This window comes from Allopusillimonas ginsengisoli (assembly GCF_004153455.1).
In the GTDB taxonomy this organism is placed as follows: domain Bacteria; phylum Pseudomonadota; class Gammaproteobacteria; order Burkholderiales; family Burkholderiaceae_B; genus Allopusillimonas; species Allopusillimonas ginsengisoli.
Window position 1 is genome coordinate 552,978 of sequence record NZ_SDQE01000001.1, and the last position, 23,894, is coordinate 576,871.

The following is a 23,894-nucleotide window of genomic DNA, read 5'->3' on the forward strand; positions in this document are numbered from 1 at the left end:
CCTACTTGTAATCCCGGCTTGCCTAACCCCCGCGCGATACGGCAGCTGAACAAGTATGTCAATAAAATCATTCTACCTGATAGAAGGAATCGTGTTTTGTAACAACCCGGCGCCTTTTAGGACTTTAGGCGCTGCGCAACGAGGAATGTTTCCGACGACTTGTTGCGCGACGCCTTGGGCTTGCGCTCGACAACCCGCTGGAAATGGCGTTTAAATGTCTCGACGATCTGCGAAAACCCACTGCCGTGAAATGCTTTGACAATGAGTGCGCCCTCAGGTTTCAGGTGTTCGCAAGAAAATTCAAGCGCCAGATCACAAACATGCTGAATTCTAGCGGAATCCGCTGATTCCACCCCTGACAGATTGGGGGCCATGTCCGAAATGACAAGATCAACTTTCTGGCCATCGAGCGTCGCCTCTAGCTGACGCAGTACGTCTTCTTCGCGAAAATCGCCCTGCAGAAACTCTACGCCAGCGATAGGTTCCATAGGCAGGAGATCCAGCGCAATAATGCGCCCACGCACCACGCCGCCCGGTCCAACCAGGCGTTCGCGCGCAACTTGCGACCAACTGCCCGGCGCCGAGCCCAAATCCACCACCACATCGCCCGGTTTCATGAGTTTTTCGGAATCCAGTATTTCGGACAGCTTGAAGGCTGCACGGGCACGATACCCCTTCTGTTGCGCCATTTTGACGTAGGGGTCATTAATATGTTGCTGAATCCAATCTTTTGAGAATTTTTTCTTGGCCATTCCCGTACAATTCCACCATGCCTAAACTCGACATTACATCCCAGCAACGCAGTTCCCTGCGTGCTACCGCACATCCGCTGCGCCCGGTGGTCCTTATCGGCGACCGAGGCCTGACAGACGCTGTGCTAAAAGAAATAGACCTCAACCTGAACGCGCACCAGCTGATCAAGGTGCGCATCGCCGGCGATGATCGCCAAGCCCGCATTGCCATGATGGAAACCATCTGCGATGCGCTATCGTGCGCACTGGTCAACCATCTGGGCAAAACGCTGATCCTGTACCGCCCGGACGAAACCGCCGAACGCGCTCGCGCCCAAGCCGAATACTCTACTCGCGCGGTACGCAAGCCCTCAGAGCCGCATACCCCAAAAAAACAGGCCGCACAGGGCATTACCCGCAACCGCAAGGCCGAAAAAGCCAGCCGGGCAGCCCGCATCGCCGAAAAGGCGCCCGCCCCCGACGCCGCTGCCCCGCGTGCGCGCCGTACCAGCGCAGCCGCAGAACGCCCGGCACATGGCATACCGCGCCGTACGGGCAGCGCGATGTCGCTGCGTGCCGGTGCCCGGCGTGGCGTGCGATCCACAAAACGCTGATCAACTCGCTAGTATAAAGCCTGTCTGACGCCAGGCCACAAAAAAATACGGCCCTGGGGCTAAGCCGCCACATCTTGGTGGGCGCACCCAGGGCTTGCATTGCAGAGGCTTCCGACCCGAGGCCGCGCCAACGCGCGGAGCTCACAGGTACTGGCCGCCAGCCTTTATTGATAGCTGATATTGAGCACTTCGAACTCGCGGATACCGGCCGGCGCTTTGACCTCGACCACATCACCCTGCGCTTTTCCGATCAGGGCGCGCGCAACCGGGCTCGACACCGAGATCAAATTGGAACGGATATCGGCTTCTACGTCGCCCACGATCTGATACGTGACGCGTTCACCCGACTCCAGATCTTCGATTTCAACGGTGGCGCCAAACACGGCCTTGCCATCAACGTCCAGCGTCTTGGGATCTATGATCTGGGCATTGGAGAGCGTGCCTTCGAGTTCGCGAATGCGCCCTTCCACAAAAGCCTGACGCTCGCGCGCGGCGTCGTACTCCGCGTTTTCGGAGAGGTCTCCCTGCGCGCGCGCCTCCGCGATCGCATTGATAATTTCGGGTCGCTCGACCGTCTTCAGACGGTGTAGTTCGGCTTGCAGACGCTCAGCGCCGCGAGCTGTCAACGGTATCGCAGACATAATTTTCCTGAATCAAAAGTAAAAAGACGCTCCAGTGCAGGAGCGCCTGAACAATCAAGTAGCTAGGGCTGAAACCGCCCTGAGATACGAACTAAAGAGCTTGCTGATTTTTATGGCTTTAGCAAAGCGGGTTTAGCTCAAAATAAAACCCCGGCCTGGATGTGCACCGGGGATATGTAGTCATTGTCGGCAAACTTGGCAAAAATTGCAAGCCCCCCGCCCAACTGGCGCGGGTTAACCATGTAGACACTTGCAATAAGTTGAAATTAAACCGTTTTTTTGCCAAAACAACTAAGTGCTGCGTAAAGCAGTATGGCCCCAAATGTGGCGGTGCCAATGCCATCAAGCTTGAATGCGCCCATCTGGATGGAGAAATTACCCGCACCCAGCACCAGCGTCACCGCCGCGACGATCAGATTGCGGTTGTCGCTGAAATCCACCTGATTCACGACCCAGATTCGCGCACCCGCCACCGCAATCAGGCCGAACACCACCACCGACATGCCGCCCAGCACCGGGCCGGGAATCGCCTGGATGACTGCGCCGAACTTGGGCGAAAAGCCCAGCAAAATGGCTATGAATGCGGCGATGACAAAAACCAGTGTGGAATAAATACGGGTTACCGTCATCACGCCAATGTTTTCGGCATACGTTGTGACGCCTGTGCCGCCCACCGCCCCCGAGACCATGGTCGCCACGCCATCGCCCACAAACGCCCGGCCAAGGTAGATATCCAGATTTCGGCCGGTCATGGCGCTCACCGCCTTGATGTGGCCCAGGTTTTCCGCAACGAGAATAATTGCAACGGGCGCAATGACGCTGATCGCATGCAACTCAAACACAGGCGCGTGAAAATGCGGCAGGCCGAGCCAAGGCGCCTGGGATACGGCGCTGAAATCGATGGGCGTACCCAAGCCCAGCCCATTGGTCAGCACGCCGTAAATGATGCAGGCCAGCAGCAAGCCCACCAGGATCAGCAGGCGCTGGACTGCGCCGCGCGTATACACGGCAATGCCCCCGACGCTCAGTATCGTCATGAGTGCCATCAGCGCTTCGAAGGTGGTGCCGCCCATGGCGCCCTTGGCAGCAATAGGCGCCAGATTCAGCCCGATCACGGCCACGATCGCGCCCGTTACCACTGGCGGCATCAGCGCATTGATGCGCACGGCCGCCCCACCCGAGCGCGCATCCATCCACCACACCACCAAACCGATCAGCGTATAGACCAGCCCGCAGATAATGATGGCGCCGAGCGCGACGCCGATGTTGGCATTCATGCCCGGGCCCGCGTAGCCGGTCACCGCAATCACGCCACCGATAAAGGCAAAGCTGGAACCCAAATAGCTGGGCACCCTGCCGCCCACAAAGAAAAAGAAAATCAGCGTGCCTATGCCCGACATCAAAATGGCAACGTTGGGATCAAAGCCCATGAGAATCGGCGCCAGAATGGTGGACCCGAACATGGCCACCACGTGCTGCGCACCCATGGCGATGTTCTGGGGCCAGCCCATGCGCTCATCGGGCTGCACAACCACGCCATTGGCGCCAGCCGGCACGCGGCGCCATCGGGGAAAATAAGAATCGGACATCGGAAACCAACCTTTATCGTTATTGATCTGCGGGAGAACTGCCGTAATGCGGAGGATTGCGGAATTTCCTGAGGCGAGAGTGTACGGCGGTCGGGCGGCGGGCGGCAAGGAGAAATAAAGGCGAAATAACCCGATCGGTTGCTTCGGTGGTACAGGCTGCATGCTGCCTCTTCCCTAACCTGACGAAGCTCGCTGCTAGAATAGACTCGCGTTAACCCAATGAATTCAATGGAAAACAGAGTCTCATGAGTACAACCTGCTTCTGGCTGATACGCCATGGCGAAACACAATGGAATGCCGACAGACGGCTGCAAGGCTGGCGCGACATCCCCCTCAATGAAACTGGCCTGCGGCAGGCCCATCTGCTGGCATCCATACTGCGGCCCCCGCATTTTGACGCAGACATCGACATTATCCTCAGCAGCGACTTGAGCCGTGCGGCGGACACGGCGCGCATCGCAGCCGAACACTTCAGAAAGCCGATTGAAACCTTTGCCTCGCTGCGCGAGCGCAACTACGGTATTTACGAAGGCGAAGATTGGGCAAAGCTCGAGAACGACAAGGGCGCCAAGGTGGATTTTGATGCGGCAGACTGGCAGATTGACCAGGGCGAGTCCCTGGCTCAGTTTCAACAGCGCATTGAACAGGCATTCATAGAACTAGCGCAGCGTTATACAGGCAAGAACGTACTGGCCTTCTCACATGGCGGAGTCATTGATATGGCCTGGCGCAAAGCCAGCGGTGTCGGACTGGAAGTGCCCCGCCCCGGCCCCATCCTCAATACCAGTGTCAACCAGTTCTGCATCGATGGCCAGGGGCGCTGGACATTGCTGGACTGGGGCCGGTGCGCCCATCTGGATGAAACGGCGCTGGATGATGTGATTTAGTCTCCTTATGCGTTCGGTACCCATTTGCTTTCACAGCAGCGGCTGGCCGCAAAACTGTCTATGGCGCCGCCGCGGCCTCTCTCATCTTTTGGGCGGCCCTCTCATTCTCAGCATCTTGATACAGTACAGTATCCCCACCATACACCTGTACAGTTGGAAATTTAAATCCACCTGTATCGGTTTTTTCGTGAGCGCTTCTGATAGCATTTTTGTAATCGGCCAAAAATGGGCGACCAACGGGTTCCGCTTACCCATAGAGATATAAAAACCCACCAGAACTAGATGCGGAGACACGGAGACATTATGAATAGAAGAAATTTGCTCAAGCTGGGGGGCTTTTCTGCCCTCTCCATGACCTTACCTGTACGTTCGGCCTTTGCGGCACAGGATTCCATACTGTTTGGCGTACCCAACCCGATGTCTGGCCCTTTTGCCGCGAACGGTAAATTTGCCGAAATGGGCGTTCGGCTATTTGTAGAAGAAACCAAGCAATTGCTGGATCAACCCCTTGCTTATAGCGTGATCGATACGCAAGGCAAGCCGGCTACTGCAATCCGCCAGGTTCAGGACCTGTTTGAGCAAAAAAAGGCCCGTTTCTTTGTTGGCGGCATATTGTCCTCCGAGGCGCTTGCCATGGGAAAAAGCCTGGATAAGCTGGGTGGCATTCTGGTTACCACCGCCGGGGCAGACGAGATTACAGGCTCTGATTGCAATCGGGCAATGTTCCGGTGGTCAGTCCCTACTTATGGCGCGGTGCGGGAAACCATTGCCCCATTGATCAAACTGCATCCCGACGCCAAGCGCTGGTACACCATCACCCCTCAATATGTTTTCGGCGAAGGTTTGCTGAATGCCACCAAAGACATTCTGAAGGAGAATGGGCTCGAGCACGTCGGCAACAGCTACCACTCGCTTGATGAGCGCGAGTTCAGCGGCTATCTGACAAATGCCATGGCCTCAAAGCCTGATGTTCTGGTGTTGCTGAATTTTGGCTCGCAAAGCTCCGAAGCATTACGCCAGGCAGTCAGTTTCGGCATGAAGAGCAATACCATCATTTTGATGGCGTGGGCGTCCGGGCTTGAACAGTTTGAGTCACTGGGCGCAGATCTATGCGCAGATGTTTACTTCGGCGTTCAGTATTGGCACACCATCGACTCCCCGCTCAATCATCAGTTGGTCGAACAAACAAAAGCGAAGTACAACATCAATCCCAACTATAGCCTCGCGGGCGCCTACATCATCACCAAAATGATTGCCGATGGCATCGTCAAGGCCAAATCCATAGACCCTGACAAGGTAATCGCCGCCATGGAGGGCACGGAATACGACGGGCTCACCGGCAAAGAAACTATCCGTAAGGAAGACCACCAGGTTATCAAGAACTACTATTTGCTGAAAGGCAAAGCAAAGGCAGATATGAAGGACGCCGATGATTACGCGGACATCATTCAAGGCGGGCAATCCTTCCTGACGCCTGAAGCGGCTGGTTGTAAGGCACTCTCCTGACCCTATGCAGGCCCGTCCCCCGGGCCTGCGGCACCTGTTTGTATTCCTGCAGAATTGCTTGCGATTGGTTCGGGTATGCGCCGCCGCCAATCCCTGAAGGGTTCCCGACGATATGAATTTATACCTATTGCAGGTCATCAACGGCATCGGAATAGGAATGATCTATTTCCTTCTTGCCGTCGGCCTGTCTATTGTGTTTGGCCTGCTGCGTTTCGTGAACTTCGCTCATGGCGCTTTTTATCTGATTGGCGCCTATGCGTGTTACCAGTTGATCCAGCTTGGAATCAACTTTTGGATGGCCCTCCTCATCGGGCCGATCGTGGTCGGCTTTTGCGCCTGGCTGATAGAACGGCTGCTATTGCGCCGTATGTATGACCTGCCCCACGAATTTCACATTCTGTTCACGCTGGGCCTTGCCTGGGCCATCCAGGAGCTGGTCATTATTTACTGGGGCCCCGTCGGGGTGAATGTGGCGCCACCCGATTCGCTCAAAGGCGTTGTCATGTGGGGCGCCTTCATCTATCCCAAGTACCGGCTTTTTCTGATCGCTTTCTCCATGGTCCTGGCGCTCGCGCTGTGGCTATTGCTGGAGCGCACGAGACTGGGCAGCATCATCCGGGCAGGCAGCGAATCTGCCGAAATGGTCACCTTGCTGCGAATCAATGTGTACAGAATCTTCGGCCTGACGTTTGCGCTCGGCGCCGCCACCGCAGGACTTGCCGGGGTGCTTGCCGCGCCATTGCGCGGGGTCGAGCCATTTATGGGGATTGAGGCGCTGGCCGTGGCATTCGTGGTTGTGGTCGTCGGCGGCATGGGGAGCTTCAGCGGAGCGCTGCTGGCGGGTCTGCTCGTTGGCATTGTGCAAAGCGTGATGAGCACGCTTTGGCCGCAGGGTGCCAGTCTGATGATTTACGTTGCCATGGCGCTGGTGCTGTTGCTTCGGCCCGATGGGTTGATGGGGAGAAGCCAATGAGCACCTTTCTCAGAAGACATGGATATTTTCTGGCAGCACTGGGGGCTGTGCTGATATTGCCTTTGATTCTGGATTCAGGCTCGCTGGCGTCCGAGGTTCTGATTTTCGCGCTCGCCGCACTTGGGTGCAATTTATTGCTCGGCTATGCTGGCCTGCTTTCGTTTGGGCAAGGCATATTCTTCGGCGTAGGCAGTTATGCGCTTGGCATCCTGCTCACGCGTACCGGCTTGCCCATGCCCGTTGTCCTGGCGGCGGCAAGTGTACTCGGCGCGCTCGTGGCCGGCATTGTTGGCTGGCTCGCCATCCGGCAGAAAGGCGTCTATTTCGTGATGCTTACGCTTGCGCTCACTCAAATGTTTTATTTTCTGGCCTATTCAACGCCTCAATGGACAGGTGGAGACAATGGCCTGCTCGATATTCCCACACTGCCCCTGACGGTGTTCGGTTTTACCGTGTTTCCCAACCAGTCTGCCTGGCAGTACTACAGCTTCGTTGCTGTTATTTTTCTACTGGTGTATTGCGCGCTGCAACGGGTGGTCGAGTCTGTTTTCGGCCGGACACTGCTGGCAATCAGGGATAACGCTGCAAGGGCAACAGCGCTGGGCTACAACATCATCCACTTCAAGCTCGTTGTATTCATGTTATCGGGCGCCGTCACGGCGCTGGCAGGTGCGCTTTACGCCATGATGACCAATATTGCCCCACTGACCAGCATCAACTACCACATGAGCGAAATCATTCTGCTTGTGACGGTGCTGGGAGGCACTGGCAAACTCATCGCATCCGTGCTGGGTGCCGCATTCTACGTCATTGTCTCTGACTGGCTGTCAGATCTGTGGCCGCGGTGGCTATTGCTGTTTGGATTGCTGTTAATGGGCATCAGCCTGTATATGCAAGGCGGTCTGTGGGGCGCTTGCCGCATTATCGGCCGCAGGATTTTCCGGTCTGGCAAACGCTCCGCCCAGGTACGCAAGGAGCCCTTATGAAGCCGCCTATTCTTCATGCGAAAAATATCGTCAAGTGCTACGGCAAGTTCAGGGCGGTATCGGATGTAAGCCTGAGCGTTCAACCCAACACCATACACTCTGTTATTGGTCCGAACGGCGCCGGCAAGACAACCCTTTTTCACTCTCTGACGGGCACAGTGCCTCTGACCTCCGGCTCCGTCCTGCTGGATGGAAGAGAGATTGGCGCGCTGGCGGACTATCAGCGTGTGCAGCTAGGCATGGCCAGATCATTTCAGGTAACGTCTTTGTTCCCTACCCTGACAGTGCGGGAGAACCTGAGAATCGCTGCACAGGGCGTACAGCCTGGGCAAGCCTTGCATTTCTGGTCCAAAGCGTTGCTGCAAGACGCCCATGAAGACGTGATTCTCGCGGTAGCGCGACGCGTGGAGCTGGATCACCTTCTGGACCGAACCAGTGCGCAATTGTCACACGGACAGCAGCGGCGGTTAGAGGTAGGAATGGCACTTGCAGCGCGACCGACCATTATCTTTTTGGATGAACCTACCTCGGGGATGGGCATCAACGATATTGGAGGCATGAAAAATATTGTTCGCAGCCTGCGTGACGAACTGACTGTCGTGCTCATAGAACACAACATGGACATCGTCATGGACATCTCCGACACGATCACTGTTATGCATTTGGGCAAGGTGTTATCTGAAGGACAGCCAAATGAGGTAAAGGCGGATCCCGCCGTGCGCCAAGCCTATCTGGGTAATATGATTACAGGAGGTGGCTAATGCTGCTCAGTCTCGAGGGCGTGAACGCCTATTACGGGCAAAGCCATATTTTGCAGGATGTGAGCATGAACGTCGGAGACGGCGAGCTGGTCTGTCTGCTTGGTCGAAACGGGGCAGGCAAGTCCACCACGCTCAAATGTATTATGGGCATAGTACCGGCCCAGAAAGGCAGCATCACGTTCAAGGGCGATGATATTACCCATTTGCGTACGCACAGAATATCCAATCGGAACCTGTGTTTCGTTCCAGAACATCGCGGGATATTTCGTGTACTGACCGTCGAAGAAAACCTGAAACTGGCAGCGCATCCTTCTTCGCAGTGGTCATTGGCCGATATCTACGACATATTCCCGCGCCTGAAAGAACGTCGACGCAATGGCGGGGCGCAGCTGTCAGGCGGGGAACAGCAAATGCTGGCGATTGGTCGGGCGCTGATGAACGCGCCCGAGCTGCTGATCCTGGACGAGCCTGTAGAAGGGCTCGCACCAGTCATTGTGGAAGAAATCGTAGAACGGCTCAAACTGATCAAGCAAAGCGGTATTTCCATCCTGCTAGTGGAGCAAAACCTCGAAGTATGTACACAGTTGGCCGACAGGCATTACATCCTGGAAAGTGGAAGAATTGTTTACCAGAATGACAATGCCGCCTTTACGGCGGATTCCTATGTAAAGGACAAGTACCTTGGCGTGGGCGTTGTTGAATAGAATCAAAGATGAGGGAGACTAATCATGGCTGCGGTAATTAACAAGGAAAACACGGCAAGCATCAATGCTCAGCGCTTGTGGGACTCGTTGATGTCCCTGGCGAAGATTGGCGCCACGCCAAAAGGCGGCGTTTGCCGGTTGGCATTAACCGACCTGGACAAGCAAGGACGCGATCTTTTCGTTCAATGGGCCAAAGAGGCCGGATGCGAAGTACGGATAGACGAAATCGGCAATATATTTGCACGCCGACCTGGCCTGGACAACTCGCTGCCACCTGTGTTGACTGGCAGTCATATCGATACTCAGCCTACAGGCGGCAAATTTGACGGTAACTTTGGCGTACTGGCCGGTCTTGAGGTCGTACGCAGCCTGAACGATCAAGGAATTCAGACACAAGCCCCCATCGAAGTCGTTGTCTGGACGAATGAAGAAGGCTCGCGTTTTGTGCCCGTGATGATGGGATCTGGGGTTTTTGCCAATGCATTTCCACTCGATGAAACGCTTGCGCAGACTGACATTGATGGCAAAACCGTTGGGGATGAACTGCGCCGGATTGGCTATGCAGGCACGACACCGGCCTCAAGCTTTCCGATAAAGGCGTATTTTGAAGCCCATATAGAGCAAGGGCCCATTCTCGAGGCCAAGGATACCGTCATCGGCGCAGTGACCGGTGCGTTGGGACAACGATGGTACGACGTCGTGATCAGCGGAATGGAAGCGCATGCGGGCCCTACGCCGATGGAGCTGCGCAAAGATGCCCTGCTCGCCGCCGCTCAGCTTATTTCCAGGGTGAATGAGATCGCGCTCAATCATGCTCCTCACGCAAGAGCAACAGTGGGGTGGATAGCGTGTTTTCCCAATTCGCGCAATGTCATTCCCGGCACGGTAAGACTAAGCGTAGATTTGAGAGCCGCTGATGATGAAGTGCTGACCACCATGGATAGCTCGCTGAAAACCGCTGGGGAGCAGTTACAGGACGAAGGCCGTGTCGGCGTGGAAATCAAGCAGGTTGTCTATTTTCCCCCGCAACCGTTCAACAACGACTTGATAGACTCGGTTCGCGGAGCCGGCAAAGCGCTTGGCCTGCCAACCCTGGACATCGTCAGCGGCGCGGGGCACGACGCGGTATACCTCGCCCGCGTCACACCGACTGCAATGATTTTCATTCCTTGCAAAGATGGCATTAGCCATAACGAAATCGAGGATGCCCGGCCAGAACATATTGAGGCGGGCTGTAATGTATTGCTGCGAGCGATGCTCGAACAGGCCGGTCACGCAAGAAATGGGCAGCAGGCATGAAAATTCTGATCGCACGTCTGAATCACGAGACCAATACGTTTTCCCCGGTTCCCACGCCTATTGAAGCATTCGGCATAAACGGACCTGATTACGATCAAAACGCCTATCAAGCCAACAAAGGTGCAAAGACGGCAATGGGCGCCTTTATCGATCTGGCTGAGCAAATGGGTGCGGAAATTGTCACGCCGCTATCTGCAACAGCCAATCCCAGCGGGCCGGTCGATGCGCAGGCCTATCGCATCATGACCCAGCATATACTCGATAAGGCCGTGGGTTGCGACGCCATCATGCTCGATCTGCACGGCGCCATGGTGGTAGAAGATTCAAATGACGGCGAGGGCGATTTGCTGGAGCGGCTCAAAGCGCAATGTCCGCACGTGCCTATTGCTGTCGCCCTCGATCTTCATGGCAATGTCACACAAAAGATGATCGACAACGCGGACATCATGGTTGGCTTCAAGACCTACCCGCATATAGATATGTATGAGGCAGGCGAGCTTGCGGGCCGTATTCTGCGTGAAACGCTCAACGGCGACACAACTGTTGCGTTGGCGTGGCGGCCTTTGCCATTGATGACACACACATTGAAAAGCGCCACGCAATCTCCTTCGATGCAGACCGCCATCAATCAGGCGATTCAGCTGGAGCAAAGCGGAGATGTGCATGCTGCAACCATCATGGCCGGTTTTTCGTTGGCAGACATACCAGCACCCTGCTTGAGCGTCATCGTCGTCGGCAGGAATCAACAGTCCGCACAGGCTGCCGCAGATACATTGGCCGATGAGATCTGGTCCAATCGAGAAGGCTTTGTTTATGTCAGCGAACCGCTGAATTCGTCGATCGCCAAAGCCAAGGAAATGGCCCGAGAAAAGGGCATTGCACATCCGAGCTGTGGCGATCGAGATGGGCCAATACTGCTGCTGGATCACAGTGACAACTGCATGTCCGGCGGCACGTGTGACACCATGGATGTATTGCAGGAAGCACTCGCCCAAGGGCTGTCCAATATCGTCGCCGGTCCACTCTGTGACCCTGAATCGGTAGCCGAAATGTTTGAAGCCGGCGAAGGTGCCACGATCACGCTTCCGCTGGGAAACAAGAAGGAACTCGCAAGCATGGGTGTTCACAAAACGCCCATGGAAGTAACCGGCACCGTCATGCGCTTGAGTCCTGGAGAATACGTAATCACTGGCCCGACATATCACGGAATGAAATGCAGCATGGGCCGAACCGCGCTATTGACTTTTAATGGCGTCAGCATTGTGGTCGCAGAAAGAACACATGAGCCGTGGGATCTGGGTGTGTTCACGTGTGTCGGACTTGATCCGGCCTCCTTCGACTATGTCCTGCTGAAATCCAGAATGTACTGTCGGCCAGTGTTCTTTCCGATCGCAAAAGGTTATGTGGAGTGCGACAGCGTGGGGGCTACCAGCTCAAACTATGATCTGTTTCCGTTCCAGAACCTGGATCGCCCTGTATACCCCCTGGACAAAGACACCGCAAGGCGTTAGGCGGCCCGTGAAAATAGTCCATCAAGCACACCGTGGATGCCACCGGTTGCCAGGGCCTTACGGCATCTGCCTCGGCTTACGCTTACGCCCCGCCGCAAAAAAATCATAAAGCCGATTGGGCACAAGGCGCAGCAGCTTGGCCACAATACCCATTTGCCATGGGATGACGGTATAGCTGGCACCTCGACTGATCGCCAGGCCCGCACGATCGGCAAAGCGCTCCACGGGCATGAGAAATGGCATTTTGTAGGGGTTGCGCGCCGTCATCGGCGTCTGGATAAAGCCTGGAGCAATCGTCACCACCTTGACGCCAGTGCCCTTCAGCTCGACACGCAGGCTTTCGCAATAGCAGCGCACCGCCGCCTTGGAGGCGCTGTAGGCACCCGCGCCCGGCAGGCCTCGCACGCCCGCAACGCTGGCGATGCCCACCAGCGTGCCCTGCCCGCGCTGTTTCATCGAAGCGATGAAAGGTTCAAAGGTAGCCACAGTGCCATTCACATTGGTGGCCAGCACGGCACTGAACACATCGAAATCTTCCAGCGCTTCGGTCAGCGTGCCCACGCTGATGCCTGCACTGGCAATCACAATATCCACCGACCCGCTTTCAATAAAATCGGCCGCTGCGCGATGCAGAGCCTGCCTGTCGCGCACGTCGGCCACATACAGACGATGTCCGGCGCCTGATGATGCCTGACCCGCTAGCGGCGGCAGGCTTTGCATAACCGCCCGCAAAGCGTCTTCGCGACGCCCCACCAGCGCCACCTGCGCCCCCTGGCGCGCATAAAAAAGAGCAAGCGCGGCGCCTATGCCGCTGCTCGCTCCGGTAATGAAAACGCGTTGCATCGACGCGCCGCGCTTATTGCACGGGCAACGATGCGTGCAAGTCTTGCAGCGAATATACCTTCAGGCCGCCGCCATGACGCAGGTACTGCAGCCCTTCGACGGCCGCGCTTGCGCCAGCAATGGTCGTAAAGAAAGTGACCCGCCCTTGCAGGGAGTTCGTGCGTATGGTGCGCGAGTCGGCAATCGCATTGCGGCGCTCTTCGACCGTATTGATGACCAGCGATATTTCGCCGTTCTTGATCATGTCGACGATATGCGGACGCCCTTCTGTCACTTTGTTGACCACCTGCACCTCAAGGCCGGCAGCCTGAATGGCCGCTGCCGTGCCGCGCGTGGCGATGATCTTGTAGCCCAGGGAGCTCAAGCCGCGCGCCACCTCCACCGCACGCGGCTTATCTTGCCCGCGCACGCTGATAAAGGCGGTGCCTGACTCAGGCAGCCAGGCGCCAGCAGCGATCTGCGACTTGACGAAGGCTTCGCCAAAGCTTTCGCCCACGCCCATGACTTCCCCAGTGGACTTCATCTCTGGTCCAAGAATGGTGTCCACGCCAGGGAACTTGACGAAGGGGAAGACCGCTTCCTTGACGCTGTAGTAGCCAGGCACTACTTCGTGATGAACGCCCTGCTCCGCCAGCGTCTTGCCAGCCATGGCGCGGGCCGCAATCTTGGCCAGTTGCAACCCTGTCGCCTTGGATACGTAAGGCACCGTACGCGACGCACGCGGATTCACTTCGAGCACGTAGACTTCGCCATCCTGGACGGCAAACTGCACGTTCATGAGACCCTTGACGTTCAGCGCACGTGCCATGAGGGCAGTCTGACGCTTGATCTCGGCCACAATCTCCTGCGGCAACGAGTAAGGCGGCAAGCTGCAGGCAGAATCACCCGAGTGCACGCCAGCCTGCTCGATGTGCTCCATGACACCACCAATAAAGACGGTTTCGCCGTCGCAGACGCAATCAACGTCGACCTCGGTGGCATTGTTCAGGAAGTGGTCCAACAGTACAGGCGAATCGTTGCTGACCTTGACTGCTTCGCGCATATAGCGCTCCAGATCGGCTTGCTCATGCACGATTTCCATGGCGCGGCCACCCAGCACATAACTGGGGCGCACGACCAGCGGATAGCCGATCTCGCCAGCCAGCGACAGGGCTTCGCCCTCGGTGCGGGCTGTGCGGTTGGGTGGCTGGCGCAAGCCCAGCTTGTTGAGCAGCTTCTGGAAGCGCTCGCGGTCTTCGGCCACATCGATGGAATCAGGGCTGGTGCCGATGATGGGCACGCCGTTGGCTTCAAGCGCGCGCGCCAGTTTCAGCGGTGTCTGGCCGCCGTACTGGACGATGACGCCGACGGGGTTTTCTTTGTGCACGATTTCGAGCACATCCTCGAGCGTCAGCGGTTCAAAATACAGGCGATCCGAGGTGTCGTAATCTGTGGAGACGGTTTCGGGATTGCAGTTGACCATGATGGTTTCATAGCCGTCCGCCCGCATGGCCAGCGCCGCATGCACGCAGCAATAATCGAACTCAATACCCTGGCCAATGCGGTTCGGGCCACCACCCAGCACGATGATCTTCTTGCGATCGGTGGGCGCCGCTTCGCATTCTTCTTCGTAGGTGGAATACATATAGGCTGTGTGCGTGGCGAACTCCGCCGCGCACGTATCCACGCGCTTGTAGACCGGACGCACGCCCAGTTGATGACGCAGCTTGCGCACTTCGGCTTCGGTGGTGTCAAGCAGGAAAGCCAGGCGGCCGTCAGAGAAGCCGCGACGCTTGAGTTGCCACACGGTATCGAAATTCAGATCGGCCAGCGTCTTTTGTTCGAGCGCCAGCTCGATGTCGACGATGTCCTTGATCTGCGCCAGGAACCAGGGATCGATGCTGGTCAGGCTGTGTACTTCTTCGAGGCTGAAACCCTGCGCGAAAGCATCACCCACATACCAGATGCGCTCTGGTCCGGGCTCACCCAGTTCGATCTGCAGTTTTTCGCGATCGGTGGTTTTTTGATTAAGGCCATCCACACCGACTTCGAGCCCGCGCAATGCTTTCTGGAAGGACTCCTGGAAGGTTCGGCCTATGGCCATGACCTCGCCCACCGACTTCATCTGCGTGGTGAGACGCGAATCGGCTTGCGGGAATTTTTCGAACGCAAAGCGCGGCACCTTGGTGACGACGTAATCGATGGTAGGCTCGAACGAAGCCGGCGTTGCACCGCCCGTGATTTCGTTGCGCAGTTCGTCCAGCGTATAGCCAACGGCCAGGCGCGCAGCGACCTTGGCAATGGGAAAGCCTGTCGCCTTGGACGCCAAAGCCGACGAACGCGACACACGCGGGTTCATCTCGATGACAATCATCCGGCCGTTCTCAGGATTGACCGCGAACTGCACGTTGGAACCGCCTGTATCCACGCCGATCTCGCGCAGCACCGCAATGGATGCGTTGCGCATGATCTGGTATTCCTTGTCTGTCAGGGTTTGCGCAGGGGCAACCGTGATGGAATCGCCCGTGTGCACCCCCATGGGATCCAGGTTTTCGATGGAACACACGATAATGCAGTTGTCGGCGCTGTCGCGCACGACTTCCATTTCGAATTCTTTCCAGCCCAGCAGGGACTCTTCAATGAGAAGTTCCTTGGTGGGCGAGGCTTCGAGGCCACGACGACAGATGGATTCGAATTCTTCGCTGTTGTAGGCGATACCGCCGCCCGAACCACCCATGGTGAAGCTGGGGCGGATCACGACAGGGAAGCCCGACGTACCCACCTGCTCGGCGATACGGCGCTGCACGTCCCAGGCTTCGTCCATGCTGTGGGCCACGCCTGACTTTGCCGACTCCAGCCCGATGGCGGTCATGGCCTGCTTGAATTTCTGGCGGTCTTCGGCTTTTTCGATGGCGTGCTCATTGGCGCCGATAAGCTCGACGCCGTGCTTGGCCAGTACACCATGATGCACGAGGTCCAGCGCGCAGTTCAGCGCAGTCTGCCCGCCCATGGTGGGCAGCAGTGCGTCGGGCTTCTCGCGCTCGATGATTTTTTCGACCGCTTCCCAGGTAATGGGCTCGATGTAGGTGACATCGGCGGTTTCCGGGTCGGTCATGATGGTGGCGGGATTGCTATTGACCAGAATGGTGCGAAAGCCATCGGCTTTGAGGGCCTTGCAGGCTTGTGCACCGGAATAGTCGAACTCGCATGCCTGCCCGATGATGATGGGGCCGGCACCGATGATGAGAATGCTTTGTATGTCTGAACGCTTGGGCATAGTGCGGAATTATTTTTGACCGGCCATGAGGCTGATGAATTTGTCGAAGAGCACAACGATATCGTGTGGCCCGGGGCTGGCTTCAGGATGGCCCTGGAAACAGAAAGCCGGTGAGTCAGTGAGCTCAAAGCCCTGCAGCGTGCCGTCGAATAGCGACACATGAGTGACACGCACGTTCTTGGGCAGCGTTTTGGGATCGACGTTGAAGCCATGGTTCTGGCTGGTGATGAAAACGCGCCCGGTGTCGAGATCCTGCACGGGGTGATTGGCGCCATGATGACCGGTTTTCATTTTGATGGTCTTGCCGTTCAGGCTCAGGCCCATAATCTGCTGGCCCAGGCAAATACCGAACAGCGGAATCTTGCGTTCCAGCGCGGCCTTGCAGGTTTCGATGGCATAAGTGCATGGCTCGGGGTCGCCAGGACCATTGGACAGGAACAATCCATCCGGATTGAGCGCCAGCACGTCGTTCACCGGCGTTTGCGCCGGCACCAGGGTAACGCGACAGCCGCGATCGGCCAGCAGACGCAGGATGTTGGTCTTGATGCCATAGTCGTACGCCACAACGTGATACTTGGCGTCGTCGGGCGTGCTGAAGCCTGCGCCCAGCTGCCAGGTGCCCTCTTTCCATTCGCGGCTGTCCTTGATGGAAACAACCTTGGCCAGGTCTTGCCCGGACATACCCGGAAAATTGCGGGCCAGTTCAAGCGCGCGGTCGGCGTCTTCGCCCACCATGATGCAGGCCCCTTGCGCCCCGCCTTCGCGCAGGATACGGGTAAGCTTGCGGGTATCAATGCCTGCGATACCAACCACCCCTTGCGATTTCAGGTATTCGGGCAGGGAGCGCGTGGCGCGAAAATTGGAAACACGCAGCGAGCAGTCGCGCACCACCAGGCCAGCGGCGTGGATGTGGGTGGATTCGACATCTTCGTCGTTCACGCCGGTGTTGCCAATGTGCGGATAGGTAAGGGTTACGATTTGCCCGTTGTAGCTGGGATCGGTCAGGATTTCCTGATATCCCGTCATTGAGGTATTGAAAACGATTTCGGCGACGCAATGACCATCGGCGCCGATTGAGACACCCTTGAAGATGGTACCGTCCGCCAAGGCAAGAATTGCTGGAGGAGACCCGTTGGCCCCCTCGGAAAATAGTGACGGCAGCACTGTAAACCCCGGTTATAAAGTCAGTAATTAAACCTTCTGATTATACCTTGAGTCTGGGCCGCCCTCCAAGATTAGTATTGTATTTCATGCAATTGGGGGTTATACGAGGGATCGTCAGGCACGCGCCGCAAGGCCTGGCGCGGGTGCGCGGGTATTTTGCACGCCCTCTGCCCCGGCACTGTCCGCCCTGTGGAAAATCGTCTACAGTGATACGTTGACCCTGACTAGTTTCTACCGGTGTAAATGCTATGACCAATCAGCTTGATTCCTTGCGCCAGTTCACCACCGTCGTCGCAGACAGCGGCGATTTTGCAACCATGCGCACCTACCAGCCGACGGATGCCACCACCAATCCGTCGCTCATCCTCAAAGCAGTCAAGCTTGAGGAAAACCGCGAGCTCGTGCAAAAAGTCATTGCAGATCATGGCGGCGCCTCGGCTTCCGAACTCGCCAGCCAGTTGCTGGTGGCCTTTGGTCACGAAATTCTCAAAATCATCCCCGGCCGCGTGTCCACCGAGGTCGATGCCCGCCTGTCGTTCGACAGCCAGGCCAGCATCGAACGGGCGCGCCAGATCATTGCCATGTACAAACGTGCCGGCATCGATCGTGAACGCGTACTGATCAAACTCGCCTCCACCTGGGAAGGCATCCAGGCCGCCAAGGTACTGCAAGCCGAAGGCATACGCTGCAACATGACGCTGCTGTTTTGCCTGCCCCAGGCCCTGGCCTGCGCCCAGGCCAAAGTGCAATTGATATCGCCTTTTGTTGGCCGTATCTACGACTGGTACAAAAAAGACGCCGGCGACAAGTGGGACGAAGCCGCCCGCAGCGGTGCCGACGATCCCGGCGTGCAGTCTGTGCGCCGCATCTACGATTACTACAAAGCCTACGACATCCGCACCGAAATCATGGGCGCGAGCTTTCGCAACATCGGCCAGATCCGCGCACTGGCCGGCTGCGACCTGCTCACCATCAGCCCCGACCTGCTCGAAGCGCTGGCCAGCGACAACAACCCGCTGGAGCGTCAGCTTGATCCTGCCAACGCCCGCAACAAGGCGCCAGAATGGCAGGCCAGCAACGAGGTTGCCTTCCGTACCGAGTTGAACAACGATGCCATGGCCACCGAAAAGCTGGCCGAAGGCATACGCAAGTTTGCCGCGGATGCAATTGAGCTGGATACCTTGATTGGCAAGGCGCGTGGATAAGGCGCCAACGCCGAAACCCGACTGCGCCCCTGGGGCCAAAATGCAGGCCGACACGAAACAATTCGAGCCGCCATTGTGCTTCGTCCTCAATGGCGGATCCGGCCGCCGGGATGCAGACGCTGCCCGCGACGCGATCGAATCCGCCATGCGCGCGGCAGCAAGGCGCTACCACCTGTTCATCATAGAAGATATCGACGACCTGACAGCGACAATACAACAGGCCGTTGACGCGGCCGAGTCCGAGAATGGCGCTGTGGTCGCCGTCGGCGGAGACGGAACGATTAACGCCGTCGCTACGGCAGCCCTGGGCCGGCGATGCTGTTTCGGCGCCATCCCGCAAGGCACATTCAATTATTTTGGGCGCAGCCTCGGTATCCCCGAGGACATCGACGCAGCCCTGCAGGATTTATTGCACGGGCAGGTAACGCCGGTACAGGTTGGCCTGGTCAATGATCGCGTGTTTCTTGTGAATGCCAGCGTAGGCTTGTACCCCCAGTTGCTCGAAGACCGCGAAGCGTTCAAGCAACGTTATGGCCGCAGCCGGTTTGTGGCACTTTGGTCGGCGCTGGTCACGGCCTGCGGCGATCATCGGTACTTGAACCTCGTGCTGGAACAGGGCAGCGAGCAGTCAGAACTCCGAACAACAACGCTTTTTATCGGCAACAACCGCCTTCAGCTGGAGCAAGTCGGTGTTGAACAGGCAGAATCCGTCACACAGGGCCAGCTCGCCGCCATCGCGGTCAAGCCGGTAGGAACGCTGGCCATGCTGTGGTTGGCCGCGCGCGGCGCCCTGGGCAAGCTGGGCGAGGCAGAAAACGTCACCGGTTTCAGTTTCCGCAGCCTGTCGGTATCGCCGCGCGGGTTGCTGCGAGGCAACAAGCACCGCAAGCATCGCATCAAGGTCGCTGTAGACGGCGAGGTCATGTGGCTGGATACGCCGCTGGCGTTTCGCGTCGCTCCCGAGCCATTGCAATTGATCAGGCAAAAAACCAATGACGACACACCGCATGCCTTTGCGGACAATCACAAGGATGTGGCGGCATGAAGGTGGTGCTCCATATGTCAGACCCACACTTCGGCACCGAAAGGCCGGCTGTCGCCAAGGCACTGGAACGCCTGGCTCAAGCACAAACGCCTGATCTGGTGATTCTGTCGGGCGATGTCACACAGCGCGCGCGCAAGACGCAGTTTTCTGCCGCGCTTGCCTTCATGAATCGCCTGACCATCCCCGCCAGGCTGGTCATCCCGGGCAATCACGACATCCCGCTTTACGACATCGCAACCCGGCTCTTGCGACCTTACTGGCGCTATACCCAAGCCTTCGGGCCCGATCTCGAGCCTGTTCATGAGTGCGCTGATCTGCTGGTTATCGGCGTGCGGACAACCCGCCGCTATCGGCATATCGAGGGGGAGGTTTCTGCTGCGCAGATCGACCGCGTGGCAAACCGCCTGAAACAAGCCACATCCAAGCAATTGCGCATCGTAGTCACCCACCAGCCTGTGCACGTGATAAAGCCGGTCGACGAAGAACATTTATTGCGGGGGCATGAACAGGCGATCGCGGTATGGGCACAGGCCGGGGTAGACCTGATTCTGGGCGGCCATATACACCGCCCCTATCTCTGTGCGCTGCATGAGCGCATCGCGGGCGTTCATCGTAAGGTATGGGCCTTGCAGGCGGGAACGGCGCTTTCCTCGCGGATCCGTCATGATTCCAACAACTCCGTCAATCTCATACGCCACGGAATCGAAGGCAAGCCCGGACACTGCGTTGTAGAACGCTGGGATTATGACGAGGGGGCAGGCAACTTCAAGAAGGTGGACGGCGCGGCGATACGCGAAAACTTTCCTTCTTGAGGCAGCCTACATCAACCGCAGCGCTGTCAAAACTCGATGCTGGCCGTTAACGAATACGTGCGCGGCGCGCCCAGCACCAGATAGCCGTTGCCAGGGTAGCCGCCGACCGAGGCCCAATAATCGCGGTTGGTGATGTTATCGACCCGTGCCCGCCATGTTACTGACTTGCCGCTGATCTCGGTGCGATAGCGCAGGCCGGCATCCAGGCGAGTCCAACCCGGCACCTTGAGGGTGTTCTCGGAATCCGCATAAGAAGAGCCGGTATAGACCACGCGGCCATCGACGGCCAGCCCTTCTACGCCCGGAATATCCCATTCGAGGCCAAGATTGGCCTGCAGCCGGGGCACACCGATTACACGCTTGCCATCCGTTGCCGCAGCGCCGGTGTCACGCTGCTTGGCATCGAGCCAGGTAACGCCGCCCAGCACACGCATGGACGGCGTTAATTCGCCAAACATAGTGAGTTCAATGCCCTGGTGGCGATCTTTGCCGGCTGCACTGAAGCGGCGATCATCGCCCACATAAGCACGCGGCTTATCGGTGCTGAAAAAAGCCAAGCCGCCGCCCAGCCCGCCGCCGTCATATTTGAGGCCGATTTCTTTCTGTTTGGAAACATAAGGCGACAGCATTTCGCCCGCGTTCGCCACAGGCAGGCCGCCTTGCGTCGTTGGTGCGGTTTCGCCCTGCGCCAGCGATTCTATGTAGTTGGCATAAGCCGAGATATCCGGCGTGAGCTTGACCACCAGGCCTGCCGCGGGCGAGTTGCGGCTTTGCTTGTAGCGGTCGCTTTCGGCGCCGGTGTCATAGGCATAGGAGCGCACGTTGATCGTCTGATGCCGCACACCCAGCGTCAACAAGAGGCGATCATCCAGGAACGACAGGGTGTCGCCGATGCTGAAGCTGGTCAGGCGCGTGCGGCCTTGCAACGCGGGGTCATCCAGATCGTTGCCAAATAGCGTATCGGCGCTGAAAGCGGGCCTGGCATAGTAGCGCGGGGCATAGATATTGGTGGGAAAAGTATTGGTGTAATCCATGGCATAAGCGTTGTCCTTTTCTGCATCGAAGTACGATGCCGCAACAACCACTTCGTGCTTTACCGGCCCCGTCTGCAGCTTGCCGCGCAAGCCGACTTCGCCCGTCTTGACCCGATCGCGACGGGTATTGTCAAAGCGATAAATGTTGCCATCGCCGGTGCCGCCGTCGGTGAGCCTGACATTAGCCAGTGAGTTGGCCTCTTTGCTGCGACGCATGCCGTAGGCAGCCCAGGCGGTTACATTGTCGCTTACGTCGAACTCACCTCGCAACGAGCCAAACAGATCCCGCTCATTGGAATAAGACCAGTCTTGCGCAAAATTGCTGCTGGCGTCTGGCGCGTCCGGAATTTCGGTCAAACCGTCCACCGTAACATTGGTACGCGTGCGTTTGAGACGGTTTTCTTGCCAGCCCAGATCTGCCGACAGGCGAAACCGATCCGCCTGCCAATCCAGCCCCAGCGACACAACGCCTGTACTGTTGTGTTCACGATCAATCGAGGACTCGCCGCCGCGCTGTCCGGCGCTCACGCGCACACCGAATTGCTGTTCGTCGCCAAACCGACGCGCGACATCGGCCGACGACTCAATCGTGCCCTTGCTGGTCCAGCCGGCCGACAGGCGTGTCAGCGGCTCGGTAGGTGCGCGCTTGGGCACCAGATTGATGATGCCTCCGATGCCGCCACCGCCCGGCGTCGCCCCTGTCAGGAAGGCCGAAGCACCGCGCAGCACATCCACGCGCTCGAAGATTTCGGCCGAAATATACTGGCGCGGCAACAAGCCGTACAGACCGTTGTACGACACGTCGTCAGAGCCGAGCAGAAAGCCGCGTATGAAATAGGCTTCCTGGAAATTGCCAAAACCCCTGGCAACCCTCACACCAGGATCATTTTGCAAGACATCGCCGACGCTGTGCGCATGGCGGTCTTCTATCAGCTCGTTGGTATAGCTGGTAAAGCTGAAGGGCGTTTCCATGTAATCTCGACTGCCAAGGATGCCGATGCGCGCCCCGGTTGCGACCTGCCCGCCCTCATACGCAGGCGCCAACCCGTCTGCGGAGGCGTCCGCGCTGGCTTGCACGGTGATTTGCGACAAGGTTTCCACATCCGTGCCAGGCTTCTGCGCATGAGCCAGGGGAACGCCAGCCGACATGGCGAAAAACACGGCAGCGAAGGTCAGCGATGGGGTGAAAGGAGGATTCAATACACGCATGAGGAGCTTCCAAGTCAGAAATAAAGGACACAACAGACGGCAACAGCACGCAGCAGCGGCGCCCCAGCGCCCACAGTGAGGCAACATCGCCTACGGCGCCAGACGGCATGGAAAATACATGGACGGGAGCAGAAGGAGGCTGCAGGCTCTGATCCTGCAGCGGGGAAAGCCGATGTAGATAAGAACTAGGCGTTAATTATAGTTAATAGTTCTCATTTAGAAACGTATTTTTTCTTTTGTACGTTGCTATTTTGCGAAATTATCGTTCGGAGAGTGATCTCCGGGCAGAACTTGCAGGGTCTGCCCGGCCAAGGTCTGCCCGATCAAATCACAGTTTTTCGGTCTCGCCCGCCTTGGGCTTCCACGACAGCAGCCGGTCTTCGACCAACGTCACCATGCCATCGAGCACAAGCGCGAACACCGTCAACACGACAATCCCCGCAAACACTGTATTGACGTCCAGCGTGCCCTCGGCCTGCAGGATCAAATAGCCTACCCCGCTGGCCGAGCCCAGATACTCGCCCACCACCGCCCCCACAAAGGCCAGGCCAACCGAAGTGTGCAGGCTGGAAAACACCCAGCTGGTCGCAGATGGGATATACACATGGCGCAGCAGCTGCTTGCGATTGGCGCCGAGCATGCGTGCGTTGTCGAGCAAGGTTGAAGGCACTTCGCGCACGCCCTGGTAGACATTGAAAAACACAATGAAGAACACCAGCGTCACAGCCAGCGCCACTTTGGACCAGATGCCCAGGCCGAACCACATGCCGAAAATAGGCGCCAGAATGACGCGAGGCATGGAATTGGCGGCGGTGATATAGGGATCGAGCAAGGCACTGGCTCCCCGCGACAAACCCAGCCACAAACCGAATGCCAGTCCGGCAACGGTGCCAATGACAAAGGCCAGCACGGTTTCTGTCAGCGTGATGCCCAGGTGCAGGTAGATATCTCTGTTTGTGATGAACCAGGCCCAGATCACCTTGGCGACTTCAATGGGGCGCCCAAAGAAGAAAGCAAAATTATTGTCGCGCGAGGCCAGATGCCAGGCAAGCAGCACAATGACCAGCAGCAGCACCTGCCAGAAGCGGAGAACGTAATGATGAGATTTTTGTAGGCTGGACATC

Annotated in this window: 20 protein-coding genes; 12 read left to right on the forward strand and 8 right to left on the reverse strand. The window is 57.5% G+C overall.

All coding sequences use genetic code 11. From position 1 onward, the window contains the following. Nucleotides 1–116: 116 nt before the first annotated feature. The gene (locus ERE07_RS02840; protein WP_130007285.1) at nt 117–752 is read right to left on the reverse strand and encodes an RlmE family RNA methyltransferase; all 636 of its coding nucleotides are present in this window, start codon (nt 750–752) and stop codon (nt 117–119) included. 17 nt (nt 753–769) lie between these two features. On the opposite strand from ERE07_RS02840, the gene ERE07_RS02845 reads away from it, so the two are divergent. Continuing rightward, complete coding sequence (locus ERE07_RS02845; protein ID WP_130007286.1) at nt 770–1,345, forward strand: YhbY family RNA-binding protein; 576 nt, start codon at nt 770–772, stop codon at nt 1,343–1,345. Between the two features lie 164 nt (nt 1,346–1,509). Here the strand turns inward: ERE07_RS02845 and greA are convergent, their stop codons facing one another. Further along, nucleotides 1,510–1,986, reverse strand: a complete 477-nt coding sequence (gene greA / locus ERE07_RS02850) for a transcription elongation factor GreA (RefSeq protein ID WP_130007287.1) — start codon at nt 1,984–1,986, stop codon at nt 1,510–1,512. A gap of 266 nt (nt 1,987–2,252) precedes the next feature. Continuing rightward, nucleotides 2,253–3,575 carry a solute carrier family 23 protein gene (locus ERE07_RS02855; RefSeq protein ID WP_130007288.1) on the reverse strand — a complete coding sequence of 441 codons (1,323 nt, stop codon included), beginning with the start codon at nt 3,573–3,575 and terminating at the stop codon, nt 2,253–2,255. 245 nt (nt 3,576–3,820) lie between these two features. Here ERE07_RS02855 and ERE07_RS02860 point away from each other — a divergent pair, with 245 nt between their 5' ends. The 8 genes from ERE07_RS02860 to ERE07_RS02895 all read left to right on the forward strand — a co-directional run bounded on the left by ERE07_RS02860 (nt 3,821) and on the right by ERE07_RS02895 (nt 12,202). Further along, nucleotides 3,821–4,462 (forward strand): histidine phosphatase family protein, encoded by a 642-nt coding sequence (locus ERE07_RS02860; protein ID WP_130007289.1) that lies wholly within the window; start codon nt 3,821–3,823, stop codon nt 4,460–4,462. 303 nt (nt 4,463–4,765) lie between these two features. Beyond that, nucleotides 4,766–5,968: an ABC transporter substrate-binding protein gene (locus tag ERE07_RS02865; RefSeq protein WP_130007290.1), complete on the forward strand. Its 1,203-nt coding sequence runs from the start codon at nt 4,766–4,768 to the stop codon at nt 5,966–5,968. Between the two features lie 112 nt (nt 5,969–6,080). Next, a complete protein-coding gene (locus tag ERE07_RS02870; protein WP_130007291.1) occupies nt 6,081–6,941 on the forward strand; it encodes a branched-chain amino acid ABC transporter permease in 861 nt (286 codons plus the stop codon). Continuing rightward, nucleotides 6,938–7,927: a branched-chain amino acid ABC transporter permease gene (locus ERE07_RS02875; protein ID WP_130007292.1), complete on the forward strand. Its 990-nt coding sequence runs from the start codon at nt 6,938–6,940 to the stop codon at nt 7,925–7,927. The genes ERE07_RS02870 and ERE07_RS02875 overlap by 4 nt, the downstream gene beginning before the upstream one ends. Then, the gene (locus tag ERE07_RS02880) at nt 7,924–8,688 is read left to right on the forward strand and encodes an ABC transporter ATP-binding protein (protein ID WP_130007293.1); all 765 of its coding nucleotides are present in this window, start codon (nt 7,924–7,926) and stop codon (nt 8,686–8,688) included. The genes ERE07_RS02875 and ERE07_RS02880 overlap by 4 nt, the downstream gene beginning before the upstream one ends. Beyond that, entirely contained in the window at nt 8,688–9,392 is a 705-nt protein-coding gene (locus ERE07_RS02885; RefSeq protein ID WP_130007294.1) for an ABC transporter ATP-binding protein, read from the forward strand. The genes ERE07_RS02880 and ERE07_RS02885 overlap by 1 nt, the downstream gene beginning before the upstream one ends. Nucleotides 9,393–9,416: 24 nt before the next feature. Continuing rightward, nucleotides 9,417–10,691: a Zn-dependent hydrolase gene (locus tag ERE07_RS02890; protein WP_130007295.1), complete on the forward strand. Its 1,275-nt coding sequence runs from the start codon at nt 9,417–9,419 to the stop codon at nt 10,689–10,691. After that, nucleotides 10,688–12,202 (forward strand): M81 family metallopeptidase, encoded by a 1,515-nt coding sequence (locus ERE07_RS02895; protein ID WP_130007296.1) that lies wholly within the window; start codon nt 10,688–10,690, stop codon nt 12,200–12,202. The genes ERE07_RS02890 and ERE07_RS02895 overlap by 4 nt, the downstream gene beginning before the upstream one ends. 57 nt (nt 12,203–12,259) lie before the next feature. Here the strand turns inward: ERE07_RS02895 and ERE07_RS02900 are convergent, their stop codons facing one another. The 3 genes from ERE07_RS02900 to carA are packed head-to-tail and all read right to left on the reverse strand — an operon-like array spanning nt 12,260 to nt 17,465. Further along, nucleotides 12,260–13,045: an SDR family oxidoreductase gene (locus tag ERE07_RS02900; RefSeq protein ID WP_130007297.1), complete on the reverse strand. Its 786-nt coding sequence runs from the start codon at nt 13,043–13,045 to the stop codon at nt 12,260–12,262. A 13-nt stretch (nt 13,046–13,058) separates the two neighbouring features. Next, on the reverse strand, nt 13,059–16,301 hold the full coding sequence (carB, locus tag ERE07_RS02905; RefSeq protein WP_130007298.1) for a carbamoyl-phosphate synthase large subunit: 3,243 nt from the start codon (nt 16,299–16,301) through the stop codon (nt 13,059–13,061). Nucleotides 16,302–16,310: 9 nt separating this feature from the next. Beyond that, a complete protein-coding gene (gene carA, locus ERE07_RS02910; protein ID WP_167670707.1) occupies nt 16,311–17,465 on the reverse strand; it encodes a glutamine-hydrolyzing carbamoyl-phosphate synthase small subunit in 1,155 nt (384 codons plus the stop codon). Between the two features lie 248 nt (nt 17,466–17,713). Here carA and tal point away from each other — a divergent pair, with 248 nt between their 5' ends. The 3 genes from tal to ERE07_RS02925 are packed head-to-tail and all read left to right on the forward strand — an operon-like array spanning nt 17,714 to nt 20,527. After that, nucleotides 17,714–18,670: a transaldolase gene (tal, locus tag ERE07_RS02915; protein ID WP_130007300.1), complete on the forward strand. Its 957-nt coding sequence runs from the start codon at nt 17,714–17,716 to the stop codon at nt 18,668–18,670. A 40-nt stretch (nt 18,671–18,710) separates the two neighbouring features. Beyond that, nucleotides 18,711–19,715 (forward strand): diacylglycerol/lipid kinase family protein, encoded by a 1,005-nt coding sequence (locus tag ERE07_RS02920; protein ID WP_130007301.1) that lies wholly within the window; start codon nt 18,711–18,713, stop codon nt 19,713–19,715. A gap of 14 nt (nt 19,716–19,729) precedes the next feature. Continuing rightward, nucleotides 19,730–20,527 carry a metallophosphoesterase family protein gene (locus ERE07_RS02925; protein WP_245153367.1) on the forward strand — a complete coding sequence of 266 codons (798 nt, stop codon included), beginning with the start codon at nt 19,730–19,732 and terminating at the stop codon, nt 20,525–20,527. Nucleotides 20,528–20,553: 26 nt separating this feature from the next. Here ERE07_RS02925 and ERE07_RS02930 read toward each other — a convergent pair whose 3' ends face one another. Beyond that, nucleotides 20,554–22,770: a TonB-dependent receptor gene (locus ERE07_RS02930; RefSeq protein WP_130007303.1), complete on the reverse strand. Its 2,217-nt coding sequence runs from the start codon at nt 22,768–22,770 to the stop codon at nt 20,554–20,556. Between the two features lie 328 nt (nt 22,771–23,098). Next, nucleotides 23,099–23,893, reverse strand: coding sequence for an ABC transporter permease (locus ERE07_RS02935; protein WP_130007304.1), 795 nt, complete (start codon nt 23,891–23,893; stop codon nt 23,099–23,101). Between the last annotated feature and the right edge of the window lies 1 nt (nt 23,894).